This is a genomic window from Laceyella putida, assembly GCF_042665195.1.
In the GTDB taxonomy this organism is placed as follows: domain Bacteria; phylum Bacillota; class Bacilli; order Thermoactinomycetales; family Thermoactinomycetaceae; genus Laceyella; species Laceyella putida.
This window is the reverse complement of the sequence record NZ_JBHTBW010000085.1, coordinates 57852-74367: the sequence shown is the minus strand read 5'-3', so window position 1 is coordinate 74367 and position 16516 is coordinate 57852. Positions and strand designations below refer to the sequence as shown.

16 protein-coding genes and 1 other annotated feature are annotated in these 16516 nt (G+C 49.0%); of the genes, 14 read left to right on the top strand and 2 right to left on the bottom strand.

What is annotated here, in order from left to right:
• Positions 1 to 249: 249 nt before the first annotated feature.
• Positions 250 to 435: a hypothetical protein gene (locus ACFQNG_RS20220; RefSeq protein WP_379867710.1), complete on the bottom strand. Its 186-nt coding sequence runs from the start codon at positions 433 to 435 to the stop codon at positions 250 to 252.
• Positions 436 to 1083: 648 nt separating this feature from the next.
• Here ACFQNG_RS20220 and ACFQNG_RS20215 point away from each other — a divergent pair.
• The 8 genes from ACFQNG_RS20215 to nagE all read left to right on the top strand — a co-directional run bounded on the left by ACFQNG_RS20215 (position 1084) and on the right by nagE (position 8136).
• A complete protein-coding gene (locus ACFQNG_RS20215) occupies positions 1084 to 1296 on the top strand; it encodes a sigma factor G inhibitor Gin (RefSeq protein WP_379867715.1) in 213 nt (70 codons plus the stop codon).
• Between the two features lie 133 nt (positions 1297 to 1429).
• Complete coding sequence (locus tag ACFQNG_RS20210; protein WP_379867709.1) at positions 1430 to 2863, top strand: aminotransferase class I/II-fold pyridoxal phosphate-dependent enzyme; 1434 nt, start codon at positions 1430 to 1432, stop codon at positions 2861 to 2863.
• A gap of 27 nt (positions 2864 to 2890) precedes the next feature.
• The gene (gene tmk / locus ACFQNG_RS20205) at positions 2891 to 3523 is read left to right on the top strand and encodes a dTMP kinase (RefSeq protein ID WP_379867708.1); all 633 of its coding nucleotides are present in this window, start codon (positions 2891 to 2893) and stop codon (positions 3521 to 3523) included.
• A gap of 340 nt (positions 3524 to 3863) precedes the next feature.
• Entirely contained in the window at positions 3864 to 4688 is an 825-nt protein-coding gene (locus ACFQNG_RS20200) for a PSP1 domain-containing protein (protein WP_379867707.1), read from the top strand.
• A 56-nt stretch (positions 4689 to 4744) separates the two neighbouring features.
• Entirely contained in the window at positions 4745 to 5119 is a 375-nt protein-coding gene (locus tag ACFQNG_RS20195; protein ID WP_379867706.1) for an initiation-control protein YabA, read from the top strand.
• Between the two features lie 68 nt (positions 5120 to 5187).
• Positions 5188 to 5481 (top strand): GIY-YIG nuclease family protein, encoded by a 294-nt coding sequence (locus ACFQNG_RS20190; RefSeq protein ID WP_379867705.1) that lies wholly within the window; start codon positions 5188 to 5190, stop codon positions 5479 to 5481.
• Positions 5447 to 6325, top strand: coding sequence for a 16S rRNA (cytidine(1402)-2'-O)-methyltransferase (gene rsmI, locus ACFQNG_RS20185; protein WP_379867704.1), 879 nt, complete (start codon positions 5447 to 5449; stop codon positions 6323 to 6325). Before ACFQNG_RS20190 ends, rsmI begins: the two co-directional genes overlap by 35 nt.
• Before the next feature lie 371 nt (positions 6326 to 6696).
• Positions 6697 to 8136 (top strand): N-acetylglucosamine-specific PTS transporter subunit IIBC, encoded by a 1440-nt coding sequence (gene nagE / locus ACFQNG_RS20180; RefSeq protein WP_379867714.1) that lies wholly within the window; start codon positions 6697 to 6699, stop codon positions 8134 to 8136.
• 353 nt (positions 8137 to 8489) lie between these two features.
• Here nagE and ACFQNG_RS20175 read toward each other — a convergent pair whose 3' ends face one another.
• Entirely contained in the window at positions 8490 to 8762 is a 273-nt protein-coding gene (locus ACFQNG_RS20175; RefSeq protein ID WP_379867703.1) for an AbrB/MazE/SpoVT family DNA-binding domain-containing protein, read from the bottom strand.
• A gap of 317 nt (positions 8763 to 9079) precedes the next feature.
• Between ACFQNG_RS20175 and ACFQNG_RS20170 the strand changes: the two genes are divergently transcribed.
• From ACFQNG_RS20170 to ACFQNG_RS20145, 6 genes are all read left to right on the top strand, one after another.
• The gene (locus tag ACFQNG_RS20170) at positions 9080 to 10033 is read left to right on the top strand and encodes a DNA double-strand break repair nuclease NurA (protein WP_379867702.1); all 954 of its coding nucleotides are present in this window, start codon (positions 9080 to 9082) and stop codon (positions 10031 to 10033) included.
• Between the two features lie 18 nt (positions 10034 to 10051).
• Positions 10052 to 11890 (top strand): ATP-binding protein, encoded by a 1839-nt coding sequence (locus ACFQNG_RS20165; protein ID WP_379867701.1) that lies wholly within the window; start codon positions 10052 to 10054, stop codon positions 11888 to 11890.
• Positions 11891 to 12083: 193 nt separating this feature from the next.
• Positions 12084 to 12324: a binding site (T-box leader), on the top strand.
• Positions 12325 to 12370: 46 nt separating this feature from the next.
• Positions 12371 to 14353 carry a methionine--tRNA ligase gene (gene metG, locus ACFQNG_RS20160; protein WP_379867700.1) on the top strand — a complete coding sequence of 661 codons (1983 nt, stop codon included), beginning with the start codon at positions 12371 to 12373 and terminating at the stop codon, positions 14351 to 14353.
• Between the two features lie 111 nt (positions 14354 to 14464).
• The gene (gene lepB / locus ACFQNG_RS20155) at positions 14465 to 15019 is read left to right on the top strand and encodes a signal peptidase I (protein ID WP_379867699.1); all 555 of its coding nucleotides are present in this window, start codon (positions 14465 to 14467) and stop codon (positions 15017 to 15019) included.
• 81 nt (positions 15020 to 15100) lie between these two features.
• Complete coding sequence (lepB, locus tag ACFQNG_RS20150) at positions 15101 to 15691, top strand: signal peptidase I (protein WP_379867698.1); 591 nt, start codon at positions 15101 to 15103, stop codon at positions 15689 to 15691.
• A gap of 42 nt (positions 15692 to 15733) precedes the next feature.
• The gene (locus ACFQNG_RS20145) at positions 15734 to 16504 is read left to right on the top strand and encodes a TatD family hydrolase (RefSeq protein ID WP_379867697.1); all 771 of its coding nucleotides are present in this window, start codon (positions 15734 to 15736) and stop codon (positions 16502 to 16504) included.
• The last annotated feature ends 12 nt before the right edge of the window (positions 16505 to 16516 follow it).

Genomic DNA, 16516 nt, shown 5'->3' with positions numbered 1-16516 from the left:
GCACCAACAACCCCACTTCAAGAGAAGTGGGGTTTTCTTTGTATACCAGCTGGTTTGATAGTATGTGCTGGCCATATGAGAAAGGCTTGTCCGGCAAAAGAACAACGGATGAAACCATGGAGGTTTCGTATCACATGGATAGAATAATGATTAAAAACAAACGGCTACAATCCAACGTTTTCTCATTCGCTTTTTGTTCTATGAGATACCCGAATCTTAAGCTTTATGCAAGGGAAATTTATCTCCTGCTTATGATGGTTTCATTTCACGGGTCGAGGAGATGTTCCTAAATGGAATTTTTGCAAAAATGGGATTGATGGGAGGGTTCACTCCTCCCTTGCCTGCGCCGCTTTCATGTCCGCCCTGAAGGGCTAGGTTTTTTTGCTCGCATTCCAATCTGTTTCTCTTTTCATTAAGTTCAATGGTCAACTTCATCCTTTTCTCCATTAGATGGGTATGAAAGTTAAGGTGGGACGCTTATTTTTCATCTGTTTATTCCATAGCTAAACCATTTAGACGATATGCTCTAGAGAGGGGTTAGCAATATCTTGCCATTTTTTAATAGAGTGGGTGGAATCGGAACAAGAGTGGGCCAAATCCATATTAACGAAGGTGTCTTGATTGATGGCTGTATTGATGCCATAAGTATGTCCTAAACATCAGATTAACCGGAAGATATAACCCAAAGATTAAAAGAAGCATCCGTTTCATTTCCAACATAGGAACACTCCTTTTTTCTTATAGCTTAACCTGTACCATACACAAAATATTTATCCCCTTACTTGAATAAAATGGAAAACAAAAAGCGTTGACGATCTCATATCCGACGAAGCCATTTATAAGATGAATGAAAGTCTACTTGAATTGTTTGAGTGATCCCCATCTTGATTAGTGCTTCTTTTCTAATCAAGAGATTTTGAAAATAGATGTTTCTTAATAAGGTTGGCGGTTTGGCAGTTATGTGCGAGTTGCCACGGCACAAGGATGATGATCACGGCGATGTCAGCTTTTTCAACCACAAGGAAGCAAGTACTGATGCAGAGAGTCACTCCTGATGTTTAAAGGTTGTGTAAGTTGCAAATAATGGAGATAAAAGATGAAGGTGGTGGGCAAAACATGGAAGAGAAAAAATGGCCCCATGCTTGTATGATATGCGGACAAGAGAAAGAAGAAGGTTTAGAAATTTTGGGTAAACAAATTTGTTGTACATGTGAAGAGGAAATGGTACAAAGTAAAGTGGAAGACCCGGTATATCTCTATTATGTATGGCGCTTAAGAGGGTTGTTTGCTAATTAAATAGATGGATGAGCGGGAATGGGATCGATCATAAAAGTGCAAAGTGTTTGAACGAAACATATGTGGATGGCTTTCTGATGAGGCTTGGATCTGTAATCCGGTCTCTTTTCTTTTTGAAGGGAGAGAAGATGGGTTGAACTTAAGGATAGATCAGGATCATGCTCCATTATTTGAAGCGTTGTTAGCGCATCGCCGGCGGTCATGCGGGAATTTCCATGTTCCCGGACATAAGCAGGGAAGCGCGTACGATGATGAAAGCAAACCTTGGTTTTCGCCCCTTTTGCAGTTGGATTTGACAGAAGTAGGAGATTTAGACGATTTACATGATGCCAGCGGGGTGATTCGAGAAGCCGAAGATTTGGCCGCACACCTTTTCCGTGCCGACCGAACCTTTTTTCTGGTCGGAGGGACGACGGCTGGTAACTTGGCAAGTATCTTGGCCCTTTGTCGTCCAGGGGATGAATTGGTCATTGGCCGAAACAGCCATCAATCCATTTTTCATGGTTGCATGTTGGCGGGAGTGCACCCCATCTACCTCAGCGCGGGCTTTGATGCGCACGGACAGGAACAACCACTTGATGCCAGCGTATTGGAACAAGTCCTCCGTCTTCATCCAGAGGCCAAAGGGGTGGTGATCACCAGCCCGACTTATTATGGTCAAATTCAATCTATTGCGGAGTTGGCGAAAGTATGCCACCGGTTCGGCGTGCCGTTGATCGTGGATGAAGCTCATGGGGCGCACTTGGGGTTTACTTGTGAATTGCCGCCATCAGCCATGGATGAGGGAGCCGATCTGGCCATTCAGTCCACCCATAAGATGTTGTCGTCGATGACGATGTCTTCCATGTTACACTTGAAAGGAAAGAGAATCGATCCGGAAGAAGTGGCGCATTGGCTGAAAGTGGTCGAATCAAGCAGCCCGTCTTACCCTTTGATGGCTTCTCTTGACGTGACGCGGCGCATGATGGCAAGAGTTGGGAAAGAGGCGTTGCAAAAATTGTTCATCCGGTTACAAAATTTCCGTGGAAATATTAAAGCTTTGCGTCATTTGTCGGAAAAGAAACCACTGGGCCTGCAAGACCCGCTAAAATTGAGCTTAATCGCCCAACAAGGCGTGACTGGATACCAACTGGCGGAGTGGTTGGCAAACCAAGGCATTTATACGGAGTTGGCAGACCACGAACGCGTATTATTTGTATTTACGTTGGGAACCAGCGATGAAGAGTTGACTCGCCTAGCTGAGGCGCTTCACCGATTGGACGATGCGGTGCCCACGTTTCCGACGACAAAACCGATGGCTCCACCCCCATTGCCCCAATGGCAAAAAGCGGTCCATCATTGGATGGAGTTAAGACGGCAGGGGAAACGAAGGGTACCGTTGCAGCAGGCCGAAGGGATGGTCGCGGTGGACATGATTGTTCCTTACCCGCCGGGGATTCCTCTGGTTCTGCCGGGAGAGCGTTTGACAGCGGCTTGGATTGATTATATAACAAACGTAATGCAAGCTGGGGGTCGGGTAAGAGGCATTCGATATGAGGGAGGATGTCCAACCGTCACAGTAATTTGAATGATTGTCAGCGGTGGAGGGTTTGTCGTGAGAGGATTATTCATTACATTTGAAGGGCCTGAAGGGGCTGGGAAATCTACGCAAATACAGCGTTTGGCTAGTTACCTCCAAGCGCGTGCGATTCCCTGCGTGCAAGTGAGAGAACCGGGTGGTACTTATATTGGGAACTTGATCCGCAATATTTTGCTCAACCCAGAATGCAGTGAGATGAAACAACGAACCGAAACGCTGCTGTATGCCGCATCACGCGCTCAGTTAGTGGAAGAGGTGATTCGTCCAGCCCTTGCGCGCGGGGAAGTGGTGCTTTGTGACCGTTATGTCGATTCAAGTTTAGCCTATCAAGGATACGGGGCGAGATGGAACCTGGACGATGTTCGCTCCATCAACCGCTGGGCTACCAATGGATTGGTGCCTGATCGGACTTACTTGTTGGATTTACCTGTGGATATCGGAGAAGAACGATTGAAAATGCGTGGAATAAAGAAGGATCGGATGGAATTGAAAGAGAAAAAGTTTCACGAGCGTGTGCGTTCAGGCTACTTAAGCCTTGCCCAAGAGCAACCGGATCGATATGTGGTGTTGGATGGTCGAAAGGGAGTGGCGGAGATTGGCGAGCAGATTATGCAGGATTTTTGTTTGCTGGCCCAGTTAGAGAAATGAATGGCGTGTCCATGCAGGGACGTTTGGGGCCAAACTGTTTCTACTGCACATCTGAAGACGTTTCCTTCTGTTTGAATCATCTTGGTTTGTAAATGGTAATGTTGGAAGAAAACCACTGAGGCAAATTGAAAGAAGCGTTTGCCCATTTTTCATATCAGGTGATAGAATGATAGAAGGGGATTTTTCTGTAACGAGGATACCCAATCAAGACAGAATGACATCAGTTCGTTGATGATAGATGACGGTTTTCATAGGAGGAAACGGTTGACAGGGTGGAGGAATCGGACGCAACCTCTGGCCGTACTGGGACTGGTAGGGCAACGCAGGAGGGATTGCTTACGTGTTAAGAGTGATAGGGGTTCGCTTTAGACAAGCGGGTAAGATATATTATTTTGATCCTGTTGATCACAAAGTCGAACAAGGCGATCGCGTGATAGTGGAAACGGTTCGTGGGATTGAATATGGCAGCGTCGTGATGGGTATCCGCCATGTCCAAGAGGATGAAGTGGTGTTGCCGCTGAAAAAAGTGTTACGGATTGCGACAGTTGGGGATACTGAGCAAATGGAAGAAAATCGGCGTGCAGCCAAAGCGGCCCTGAAGGTATGCCAAGAGAAAATCAATCAACATGAGTTGGAGATGAAGTTGGTTGATGCGGAGTATACGTTTGACCGCAATAAAATCATCTTTTATTTTACGGCCGATGGTCGAGTTGATTTTCGTGAACTTGTGCGTGATTTAGCTGCTGTGTTTCGCACGCGGATTGAGCTACGGCAAATCGGTGTGCGGGATGAAGCGAAGATGCTTGGGGGCATCGGGCCATGTGGCCGGGTATTGTGCTGTTCCTCGTTTTTGGGCGATTTTGAACCCGTCTCGATTAAGATGGCCAAAGATCAAAATCTGTCCTTGAACCCAACCAAAATCTCAGGCTTATGCGGTCGGCTGATGTGTTGTTTAAAGTATGAGAATGATATATACGAAGAGGCCAAACAATTGTTGCCGGATATCGGTGAGCGGGTGTCGACCCCCGATGGTGAGGGCCGGGTCGTATTGCTTAACTTGTTGGAGCGTCGGGTGCAAGTTGAATTGAGGGAAACGGGTGCTTTAGTTGAACATCCTCTTGATGAGGTCAAATGTGAAAGTTCTCCACAGGCCAGTAGAATCTAGTTTAATCGTGAGTGAAGGAAACTAACCGCTTGGGTGTTTGAACGAGGTGGGGGGGCTTGGACAAAGAGGAAATCTTTAAACGGGTTGCTCAAATGGAGCAACAGATCGGTGAAATGTATAAAGGTTTAGGCGGATTGAAAGAACAGATTGTCGAGTTGATTGAAGAGAATACGAGATTGGTCATGGAAAACCGACGCTTAAAAGAATCGTTGGAACCCAAGGAGCCATCGACACAACAACGAACAGCTGAATCATCCTCATCCCATAAAGCCGAAGCAGTGGCAGAGGCAACGCACAAAGGCGTTCATCATTTGTCCAATCTGTACGATGAAGGATTTCATATATGCAATGTCCATTACGGTCGGCTACGAGGCGATGGGGATTGCCTATTCTGTATCGCTTTTCTCAATAAATCATCAAAGGAAAAATAACGCTGGGAGGTCCGGACGGGAAGGCATCGTCCGGGCGCCGGCGTTTTTTCTTTAAGGCGGGGGAATAGATGGAGAAACCCTATGTGGTTTACATATTGGAGTGTAATGACGGAACCTTGTATACAGGCATCACTTGCGAGTTGGAACGCCGGCTACGGCAACATGGACTGGGGCAGGCGTCCAAATATACGCGCTCCCGTCGGCCCGTGACACTGAGATATGTGGAAGCGGGCGGGGATCGTTCCTGGGCTTTGCGCCGGGAATGGGAGATCAAGCAGTTGACAAAGGAGCAAAAACGAAAGTTGATCCATGAAAGGGGCATATCTGATGGAACGGCAAAAGAGCTTCACTACGGAAAATAAGGGCATGTTATACATAGTGGGCACACCGATCGGCAACCTGGGGGATATGAGTGAACGGGCGCAAGAAGTGTTGCGGGAAGTGGATTTGATCGCGGCGGAGGATACGCGGCACACTCGAAAATTGCTCAATCATTTTCAGTTGTCCACCCCGATGGTCAGTTATCATGAACACAATGAGCTCAAACGGGGGGCGGAGTTGGTCGAAAAGTTAAAGGAAGGGATGAAGATTGCCCTTGTCAGTGATGCGGGATTGCCCGGCATTTCAGACCCGGGAGAAGAGATTGTGGGGCAGGCAGTGGCCGAGGGGATTCCAGTTGTCCCCATACCGGGACCCAATGCGGCGTTGACGGCGTTGGTGGCGTCAGGTTTGCCCGCTCAACCGTTTCTCTTTTTGGGTTTTTTGCCGCGTGCAAGCAAAGAGCGGAAAGTGGAGTTGGAGAAATGGAAAGCATCACCGGCCACCTTGCTTTTTTATGAAGCGCCCCATCGCTTAATCGAGATGCTGACCGATTTGCTGGACGTATTGGGAAACCGACGCGCCGCCATCACGCGTGAATTGACGAAGAAGCACGAAGAGTGGCTGCGAGGGAAATTGGTGGATTGCTTGTCATATGTGAAAGAGCAGGGGCCACGGGGAGAGTACACCATCGTGATTGAAGGCGCGGGAGATGAAGCGTGGCGGGCTGAAGAACCGGATGCTTGGTGGGAAGGATTATCGTTGGCAGAGCATGTGCATGCTTATATGTCCCAGGGAAACAGCAAAAAAGAAGCGATATCCCAAACGGCCAAAGATCGAGCATTGCCTAAGAGGGAAGTGTACAACATGTACCACAAAGAAGATTGACTGAGGTGAACCAAGGGCGGGCTGTCAGACGGTTCGGATATAAAGGAAAGAGAACAATGTGTGGTGAATATAACATTATAAGCAGCGGGAATGGAGAGTTATGTGGATAGCAACAGGGCAAGAGTATGCGGAAAAGGGAGTCTTGCATTGGGAGCGGCAACATTGATATAATCAAAGTCCTTTTCCAAAGTACGTTTGGATCTTGGGATAACGTTTATCCAAAGGTGGAAACCGTTGCTGGGAAAACAGTGGGGGAAAGGGTTTACATTCCCATAATATCATGTATCATTAAGATTGTGGTATATAGGTCTATACCAATCGAGTTGGAATACCCATTTTGGGAGGTGTCTCGCTTGAGCAAAAGTGGAAGAGTGTTAGGCTTTTTGCAGCGCATTGGCCGGTCGCTCATGTTGCCCATCGCCGTTCTTCCAGCGGCGGGGTTGCTGTTGCGTATCGGTGCATTATTGAGTGATCCAACTTACTTTACCAAAGGAACCATCATTTTTCGCATCGGGGAAATCATGGCCAAGGGTGGTGGAGCGATTTTTGACAACCTGCCCATCCTGTTTGCGGTCGGGGTTGCGTTGGGATTGACGGACAGCGCAGGCGCGGCGGCGTTGGCTGCGGTTGCCGGTTACTTGGTGATGAAACAAGTCGTGGATCTCGGAAGCACCAAAGAAATGAAGTTGGACACGGGTGTAGTTGGCGGACTAATCACGGGCTTTATTACGGCGGGGCTTTATAATCGTTATCATGATATTAGGTTGCCTGATTGGTTGCAATTCTTTGGTGGCAAGCGATTTATACCCATTGTGACATCGATGGCGATGGTATTTGTGGGGATTCTTTTCCTCTTTATCTGGCCACCGGTTCAAGACGCGATCAGTGCGGTGGGCAATTGGCTGATCGCCCAAGGTTCGATCGGTTTGTTTATCTATGGCGTGTTAAACCGTTTGTTGCTCATGTTTGGTTTGCATCATATCTTAAACTCGCTTGTTTGGTTTACGGTCGGTGACTTCGTCAATACAGCGGGCCAAACGGTGCATGGGGACTTGACTCGTTTCTTTGCGGGAGACAAAACGGCGGGAATGTTTATGACCGGTTTCTTCCCCATCCTGATGTTTGCTCTGCCAGCTGCTTGCTTGGCGATGATTCATGAAGCGAAGCCGGAGAAACGCCAGTTGGTGTCCGGGGTGCTCATCAGTTCGGCGATTGCTGCCTTTTTGACAGGGATCACGGAACCGATTGAGTTTGCGTTCATGTTTGTGGCGCCGCTCTTGTATGTGGTGCATGCCCTTTTAACGGGTGTTTCCATGGCGATTGTCCATGTATTGGGCATTAAACATGGCTTTACCTTCTCAGCGGGTGCGATTGACTTCTTCCTGAATTTGAACTTGGCGACGAAGCCATGGCTATTGTTCGGAATCGGGCTGATCTTCGCGGTGATCTACTATGTTCTGTTCCGGGTGTTGATCCGCGCGTTCAACATCAGAACGCCGGGCCGTGAAGATGAAACCGATAAGACCGAAGCGGAAGGCCAAGCTCCAGGCAAAAGCGGAGATGACGAATTGGCCCGCGAAGTTTTGGAGGCAATCGGCGGCAAAGACAATATCGATAAATTGGATGCTTGTACGACCCGTCTGCGCATGACTCTCAAAGATGAAAACAAATTGGATCAAGACAAGCTGAAGAAACTGGGCGCGGCAGGTGTGGTTCAAGTGGGCAAAGGCAACTTCCAAGCGGTTTTCGGTACCAAATCCGAGCTTTTGAAAGATCAAATCCTTAAGATGATTGAGCGAGGCGAAGTGTAAGGAACAAAACGGGGTTTTCTCTTGGGGGAAGCCTCGTTTTCTCATTTTCATCACATGTCGCATGGAAGCGGGACGGAAAGGAAATGGATGGGAACGACAGGAGGGTTAAAATGGCAAGCGAGCGGATGGCAACGAAAAGCGAGGTCGCCCTTTCCCAAGCGACCTCGCTTTTATGTGGAATCATCCCGCTAACCATCAGTCGAAAATAAATTGGGGTAATATTTAGAATTCCGATTTAGTGTGAACGATGCCATTTCCCATGCGGGGTAGTTCTTATGTATGATTTTGTGTAGCTTGTATCAACATCAAATGCATGAGAGAATGGAGTAGCGTTTTTCTCTTAGGGATGGTGATTATTCAACAGTCACTTTTTCGCCTTTGATCAATTGATACATTTCTTCTACACACTTCTTGCTAACCACTTTGTTTTTGTAGCGAATGGTTTCATCAACTTCACCGGAGAATATGCAAGCGGGTTCATATTTTTTAAGAACGATTCTTTCTCCGTCAACATAGATTTCTAGCGCATCCTTTTCGCCAATTCCTAAAGTTCGACGCAATTCGATCGGAATCACAACACGACCCAGTTCGTCAACCTTACGCACGATGCCTGTGGATTTCAACATTTTTGAATCTCCTCTCAGCTTTGGTGTTTGGTTTTGGTCTTTTTTTCTCTGTAAATTGACGTCAAATTTCGACATTGACGTTAAACTCATCATACCAACGATTCCCATAACAGTCAATATAATTAGAGGATTTTTATAGAAAATTCCTTAATCATGTTAATGATATGTTATGTTTATCATGAAAAAGTTTTATATTGAGACAAAATATATTAACCCATTGAATGATAATCTTCGCCCGAGTAATCAGTGGTTTTTGGTAAAAATCGGTTGCTCTCTGGTTGACCATACTGAAAAATAGAGTAGAGGAGGGATGCGGAATGCTGCCGGTTTCAGAAGAACTGAAAACAAAATTAAAGAAACTGAACCAATCTTTGCGTGCCCTTTATCCGGAGGCAGCGTTTGATGAGCGGAAAATCCGAGAACGATTGCAAGAGGTGGGGACGTTTCACCAGATTGGCAAATGGCCGGATGGGGAACTAAGGGACTTTCTGCAAGGCGGGTCTCTGATCGGGGTTGACGGATCGGTTAATTCCATCAAAGGCTCACAGATGCGAACATTATCCGTGTTCCAGGCGCTCGCCAAAGGAACGCTTGGTGAGGAAAAATGGGCGGCCGATGTGTATACGCCTTTATTGGAAGAGGAAGAAGAGGGGGACGGCCAAGCGGCCCGGGAGGCCAAAAAAAGGGGCACCCTACTCTCGCAACTGGAACTGAAAGTGGCCCGGGAGGCGATGATCGAATGGGAGCCGCGCGTGGTCTTGATGGACGGATCGCTCCTGCATTTTTGGATCGATGATGCGGAAAGTTGGGAGCGTTTGGCGCAATTGGCAGAAGAAAAAAATGTGCTGATGATTGGGGTTTCTGAAGAAATTGGCACACGGGGGCTGGTTCGCGAGGTATTCCCTGAGTATTCCGCATGGTCGGATCGAGATTTGTTGTATGGTGTGTTGAAACCGGGTGAAGCGTTTGAATGGGATGGCTGGAGTCCGGCCGGGAGCCAGATGTGGAAGATGGCTTTTCGCTCATCGAGAAGCCCGCAACCTATCGGGTTGGATGGGTTGATGTCACAGGAAAAGGAGCGCTTGGCACTCGTAAGACTGGTTTACAGCTTGACACCGGAGCAGGGACGCGGAATCCCATTTTGGTTGGATATTGTGGACAATCAGGTGCGGGTGACCAATCCATTGGTGGAGACGATGGTGGAACAATACATCGATGCGGATTTGCGTCACCGATTGCTTTCGATGAAGCGAAGTGACCGCATGATCTAGAAGGAGAGGGAGAAGAGAATGCAAGTAGTGGGGGTAACGACACAACAAGAAGTGTATATCGTATCGCGGGAGCGCAAGTTTCGCATCAATGAGATTTTAGTCATCGAAGATGGGCAGTTAGACTATCCACGGGGTGAAGTGGTTGAAACGATGTCCTACAATCGTCTGATTCCCATGGGATTGGACAAGTCACTCGTCGACGCCCAAGTGATTCAAACCTTGGAACAGATCGGGTATGACATCGAGTCGGATGAAATCAACCTGGCGAAGCTCCGATTGTATGAGGAAGCGCCGCATCCGGTGCGGACGGGCTGTTCTGTCCGGTTGCCGGTGTTTGAAGAGGTGCGGAGCCTGCTTGTGAAGTCTACTCCGGCGGAAGGGATGCTGTTGGGGGAAATTCGGGGAACGGAATCGATGGGGGCGACCATCTCCGAAGATTTGAAAGATCAGGTCATGATCATGGAACAGGGCCAACTTCGGCCACAGATGGGCGTGCCCTTCATCTTTGATATCAAGACGATGCAGCAATATCCGCATATCGGCGTATTCGGCGGGTCGGGCTCAGGAAAATCGTTTGGTCTCCGCGTCATGTTGGAGGAACTGATGAAATTGCGGATTCCGACCATGGTGTTTGATCCCCATTTCGAGATGGACTTTAGCGATCACATCCCCGGCATGGAAGGGAGGGGGCTTGATTTTACGGATCGGTATGTCGCCGTGCAAATTGGCCGCGATGTGGGAATTTCTTTCTCAGACTTGTCGACCCGCGATGTGACGGAGTTGTTGGGGGCAGCGGGGAGCCAATTGTCTGATGCCATGGTAAATGTGATCCAGATGCTCCACCGCAAGCGGGATTCCTTCATTTCGTTCAGCGACCGCGTCAGCAATCTCGTTCAAGCTTTGGAAGAAGGGAAACAGGGCTTGGATCGGCAGTTGCAGAATCCGGACCTTACGCCGATGGATGTGCAGCGGATTCACGACCTCAAACAGCTGTTGCAACAGTTTGGCACGTTGCCGGCATCTTCGGTCAAAGGGGTTCATTGGCGCTTGCAACGCCTGGAAAAAGCGGGACTGTTCCAACAAGATATTCGGGCGATCGAACGGGGATTGGAGCAAGGGAAACTGGTGGTAGTGCAGGGCAGTACCTGGGTGTTGCAAGTGTTTGCCACCTACGTGATCGGGTCTCTTTACCGCAAGCGGCGCGAGTATAAAGATGCGAGAATGAATGGGGAAGAGGGTCGTTTCTTTCCCCCGTTTGTGGTCGTTACGGACGAGGCGCACAACTTCGCCCCCAAAGCGCTGGATTCCCCAGCCAAATCGATTCTTAAGGAAATTGCCCAAGAGGGACGGAAATACGGCGTTTTCCTTGTGTTGGCCACACAACGCCCCACGTTGTTGGATGAAACGATTACGGCCCAGCTCAACACCAAATTCGTTTTCCGAACCGTCCGGGGCACCGATATCGCCACACTACGGGAAGAAACGGACTTGACGCCGGAAGAAGGCAAACGCCTGCCTTACCTGCGATCAGGCGACACCTTTGTCTCGTCGGCTGTGTTTGGGCGCACCATCTTTATTCGCGTGCGTTGCGCCTACACCCGCAGTCCGCACCTGTCCAATCCGTTTGATGAGCTGAAGCAATTTGCGGAAGCCCAAGACGATCAGCTTCTCACCACCCTGACAGAAGCCTTGCCCGTGTTTGAAACGGACTTGGTGCAAACCGTGGCGCGGATTAACCGGGAATGCGGCCTCTCTTGGGATGTGACCCGGTTGAAGCAAGAGCTGGAACGTCTGGCGGGGGACGGAAAACTGAAGAAACATGAGACACCGTTTGCGGTGCGTTACGATCGGCGGTAGTCTGAAAGAGATTGAATGTTAAACGACCCGCCACGCCTTAACAAACAAGCTATTACTATTCACAACATCATCCACTTCAATAAATCAATTCCAACCGCTTAAAAAATAACAGAACGGTTAAACTAATAGAGACTCGCTTGAGCGCATGAAACGGAATGATGTATAATATATAAGAAGAAAAAGTTCGTTTACAGGAACTTCTGTGAAGGGGAAGAGTAGTTAGCGGGCGCTATTGCCAGAGAGCTGGGGCAGGTGAAAGCCAGCATAGTAGAAGCTAATGAAGATGGCCCTGGAGATTTCTTTCTGAAATGCCTTTGGCAGAATAGGGAAGGACGTGAGCCCGCGTTAGGGGATGGAATGAGGGCATCGTCATGCTTTTTATGAGATGATGCCGAAATTGGGTGGTACCGCGTGAAAACAATCTCGCCCCAACATGTGGGCGGGGTTTTTTTATTTTGTGAATGAAAGGAGAAGGGAAAAGTGAGTGAACAGAAACGCACATTTTACATTACCACACCCATTTATTATCCAAGCGCCAAACTACATATCGGTCATGCCTACACAACCGTAGCCGGGGATGTCATCGCGAGATACAAGCGACTTCGGGGATACGACGTCATGTACTTGACCGGCACGGATGAGCATGGGCAAAAAATCCAGAAGAAGGCGGAAGCCGCCGGAAAAACACCGCAAGTGTTTGTTGATGAGATCGTAACGGGTATTAAAGAGTTATGGAAAAAGCTCGATATCTCTTATGACGATTTCATTCGCACCACCGAAGACCGCCACAAGCAAGTCGTGCAGAAAATCTTCCAGCAACTGTTGGACCAAGACGACATCTACCTCGGTGAATATGAAGGTTGGTATTGTGTGGATGACGAGGCTTTCTTCACTGATCGCCAGGTCAAAGATGGGCTGTGCCCGGACTGCGGTCGTCCCATCAGCAAAATCAAAGAGAAGAGTTATTTTTTCCGCATGAGCAAATACGCTGATCGCTTGTTGCAGTTTTATGAGGAGAATCCCGGTTTCATTGAACCGGAATCCCGTAAAAATGAAATGATCCAAAATTTCATCAAACCCGGTTTGGAAGACTTGAGCATCTCCCGCACCACCTTTGACTGGGGAATCAAAGTGCCAAAGGATCCAGAGCATGTCGTTTATGTTTGGTTGGATGCGTTGACCAACTATATCTCCGCGCTCGGCTATCTCAGCGATGACCCATCCAAGTACGAGACCTATTGGCCGGCTGACGTGCATCTGGTCGGGAAAGAGATCGTTCGCTTCCATACCATTTATTGGCCCATCTTCCTGATGGCGCTCGGATTGCCTTTGCCAAAGAAAGTATTCGCCCACGGCTGGATTTTGGTGCAAGGGGAAAAAATGTCCAAATCCAAAGGAAACGTGATTGATCCGGTTCCGCTCATTGAACGGTTCGGTCTTGATGCGATCCGTTATTATTTAATGAGGGAAGTGCCTTTTGGATCAGATGGCGTGTTCACACCGGAAGCTTTCGTCGAGCGGCTTAATGCCGACTTGGCCAACGATCTGGGCAACTTATTGCATCGCACCTTAACCATGGTTGAAAAGTACCATCAGGGCATTGTGCCGGAGATGGTTGAAGGTGCCACGGAATACGATGAAGAATTTAAAAAATTAGCTTTGGATACGGTAAAACGTGTGGAGGCGGAGATGGACAAACTCCAATTTTCCGTTGCCACGACGGCGATATGGGATTTGGTGCGCGCAGGGAACCGCTATATTGAACAGACCCAACCGTGGAACTTGGCCAAAGACCCGGGCAAACACCATATCCTTGGTTCCGTGCTGTATCACCTGCTTGAAGCGCTTAGAATGGTCAGCATCATGATTCAACCATTCATGACGCATACGCCGCAAAGAATGTGGGCGCAATTGGGTCTGGAAGAGGGACCACAAACGGCATGGGACAGCTTGGCCACATTTGGCGGCTTCCGTCCAGGCACCCAGACACATAAAGGCACACCGATCTTCCCGCGATTGGATGCGAAAGAGGAGATCGATGCGATTTACCAAATGACGACCCAGCCGGGAACGCCGAAAGCAGAAAATGAAGCGAAAAAAGAAGCGACACCGAAACAGGAGGAGCAGAAAGAGATGGAAGGGATTATCACCATCGATGATTTCGTTAAAGTCGATTTGCGGGTGGCGGAAGTTGTGGCGGCTGAACCCGTTGCCAACGCAAACCGTTTGTTGAAATTGCAACTGGACTTGGGTGAAGAAAAGCGCCAAGTCGTATCGGGCATTGCCGAACATTATCGTCCGGAAGAGTTGGTTGGGCAAAAGGTGATCTGCGTGACCAACTTGAAGCCGGTGAAATTGCGTGGCGAGTTGTCCCAAGGCATGATTCTGGCGGCCTCCCAAGAAGGGCGCTTGGTGTTGGCGACCGTGTCCGGGGATATTCCAAACGGCTCGAAAGTGAAGTAAGCTGACTGATGGAAGTGGGAGAGTCTGCCCAAAAAAGCGGCGGCTTCCCTTCCTAACGACACCTTTCCCGCAATCCGCATCTACTGGCTCTTTTGGATAAGGAGGCAATCGATGATAAAGAGAAACTCATCTAATGCGGTACGAACCACATTTGAGTGGGTGGGTACCATTGCCGTGTCGCTCTTGATCGCTATGGTGATTCGCGTGTTCCTGTTTAGTCCTTACGATGTGGAGGGGGCATCGATGCGGCCCACGCTGGAGGACAATGAGAAAATCATTGTGAATAAATGGTCGTATCGTATCCATGAACCCTCCCATGGAGATATTGTCGTGTTTCATGCCGAGGCAGGGCGAGACTTCATCAAGCGTGTCATTGGTCTTCCGGGAGACCGGATTGAGATTAAGGAGGGTAAGGTGTTTCGGAATGGAACGGTACTAAACGAGCCTTATATTCAAGGAATTACGTATCCCAGAGGCGACCGTCGGACCATCGTGGTGCCGGAGGGAATGTTGTATGTCCTGGGAGATAATCGCGAAAACAGCAAAGACAGTCGCGATTTGGGAACCATCCCGCTGTCTAAAGTGGTGGGACGCGCCGATATCATCGTTTTGCCATTGAAACAAATAAAGTTGCTAACAGTGGAAGCCATAACCAGCTCCCGCTAACCAATCTGCCCATCAATGACATAAAAAAGGTTGAGAATCGGCTTCAACTATGCTCTAGAACTGGGTACAGGAGGGCTATCAATGATAGAGACCAAAAGCTCGTCCAATTCTTGGCTGACCGTGCTGGAATGGATAGCCGCGATTTTAGTGGCCGTTGTGATTGCCGTGGTCATCCGCACGTTTTTATTTGCTCCGTATGAAGTGCATGGCGCTTCGATGGAACCGACATTGGATGGGGAAGAATTGCTGATCGTCAACAAGTGGATTTATCGGGTCAGCACACCGGAGTACGGTGACATTGTCGTGTTCCATACGGCCGAAGAACGGGACTTTATCAAACGGGTGATCGGTTTGCCAGGAGACCGGATTGAGATCAAAGACGGCAAGGTCTACCGCAATGGCACCGCGCTAAATGAACCTTATATCAATGGACCGATGAATGAAGGAACCTATTATAAACCGACAACGGTTCCAAGCGATTCCCTATATGTGTTGGGAGACAACCGCAATAACAGTAAAGACAGCCGCATGATCGGGCCGGTATCGCTATCGGAGATCGTGGGGCGCGCCGATGTCGTCGTCTTGCCGGTGAAGCGGATGCGCCTGTTGCCGGGTGATCCCGTCGCCACCGTGGTGCCCAAGGCCTCGACAGCGGCCAGCATGGTACATTGAATCGTTCAGGTTTTTGTGTGATGGAGGAGGATTGGCTCTTTTATGTTGTTTGATACCCATGCCCATCTCAATGACCCGCAGTTTGCGGATGATCGCGAACAAGTGATCAAACGGGCGCGTGAAGAATTTGGCGTAGACATGATTGTCAATGTCGGTTATAACCGCGAAACCATTCGCACCTCGCTGGAGCTGGCCGAGGCGCATGACTTCATCTATACGGCTGTCGGCTGGCATCCGCATGATGCCAAAGATTGCACGGAGCAAGATTTGGCATGGATTCGCGAATTGACTCAGCATCCCAAAGTGGTGGCATTGGGAGAGATGGGTTTAGATTATTATTGGGACAATTCTCCACGGGAGATTCAAGCCGACATCTTCCGCAAACAGATTGCCATCGCCCGCGAAACGGGATATCCCATCATCATTCACGACCGTGACGCCCATGAGGATGTGGTGCGGATTCTCAAAGAAGAAAACGCGGATGAAGTGGGTGGGGTCATGCACTGCTTCGGCGGGGATCCGGAGATCATGGAAGAATGCCTAAAGCTCAACTTCATGATTGGATTGGGCGGACCCGTGACGTTTAAGAATGCCAAATTGCCCAAGGAGATCGCGCGCCTCGTTCCGTTGGATCGCCTGTTGGTGGAGACGGATTGCCCTTATCTAGCGCCACATCCGTACCGGGGCAAGAGGAATGAAACGGGTTATGTGCGTTTGGTGGCGGAAACGATCGCGGAAATCAGGGGCTTATCACTCTCGGAATTGGCCCATGTTACTTCGGAGAATGCGAAGCGTTTGTTTAAGTTGTCGTAAAGAAAAAGAAAG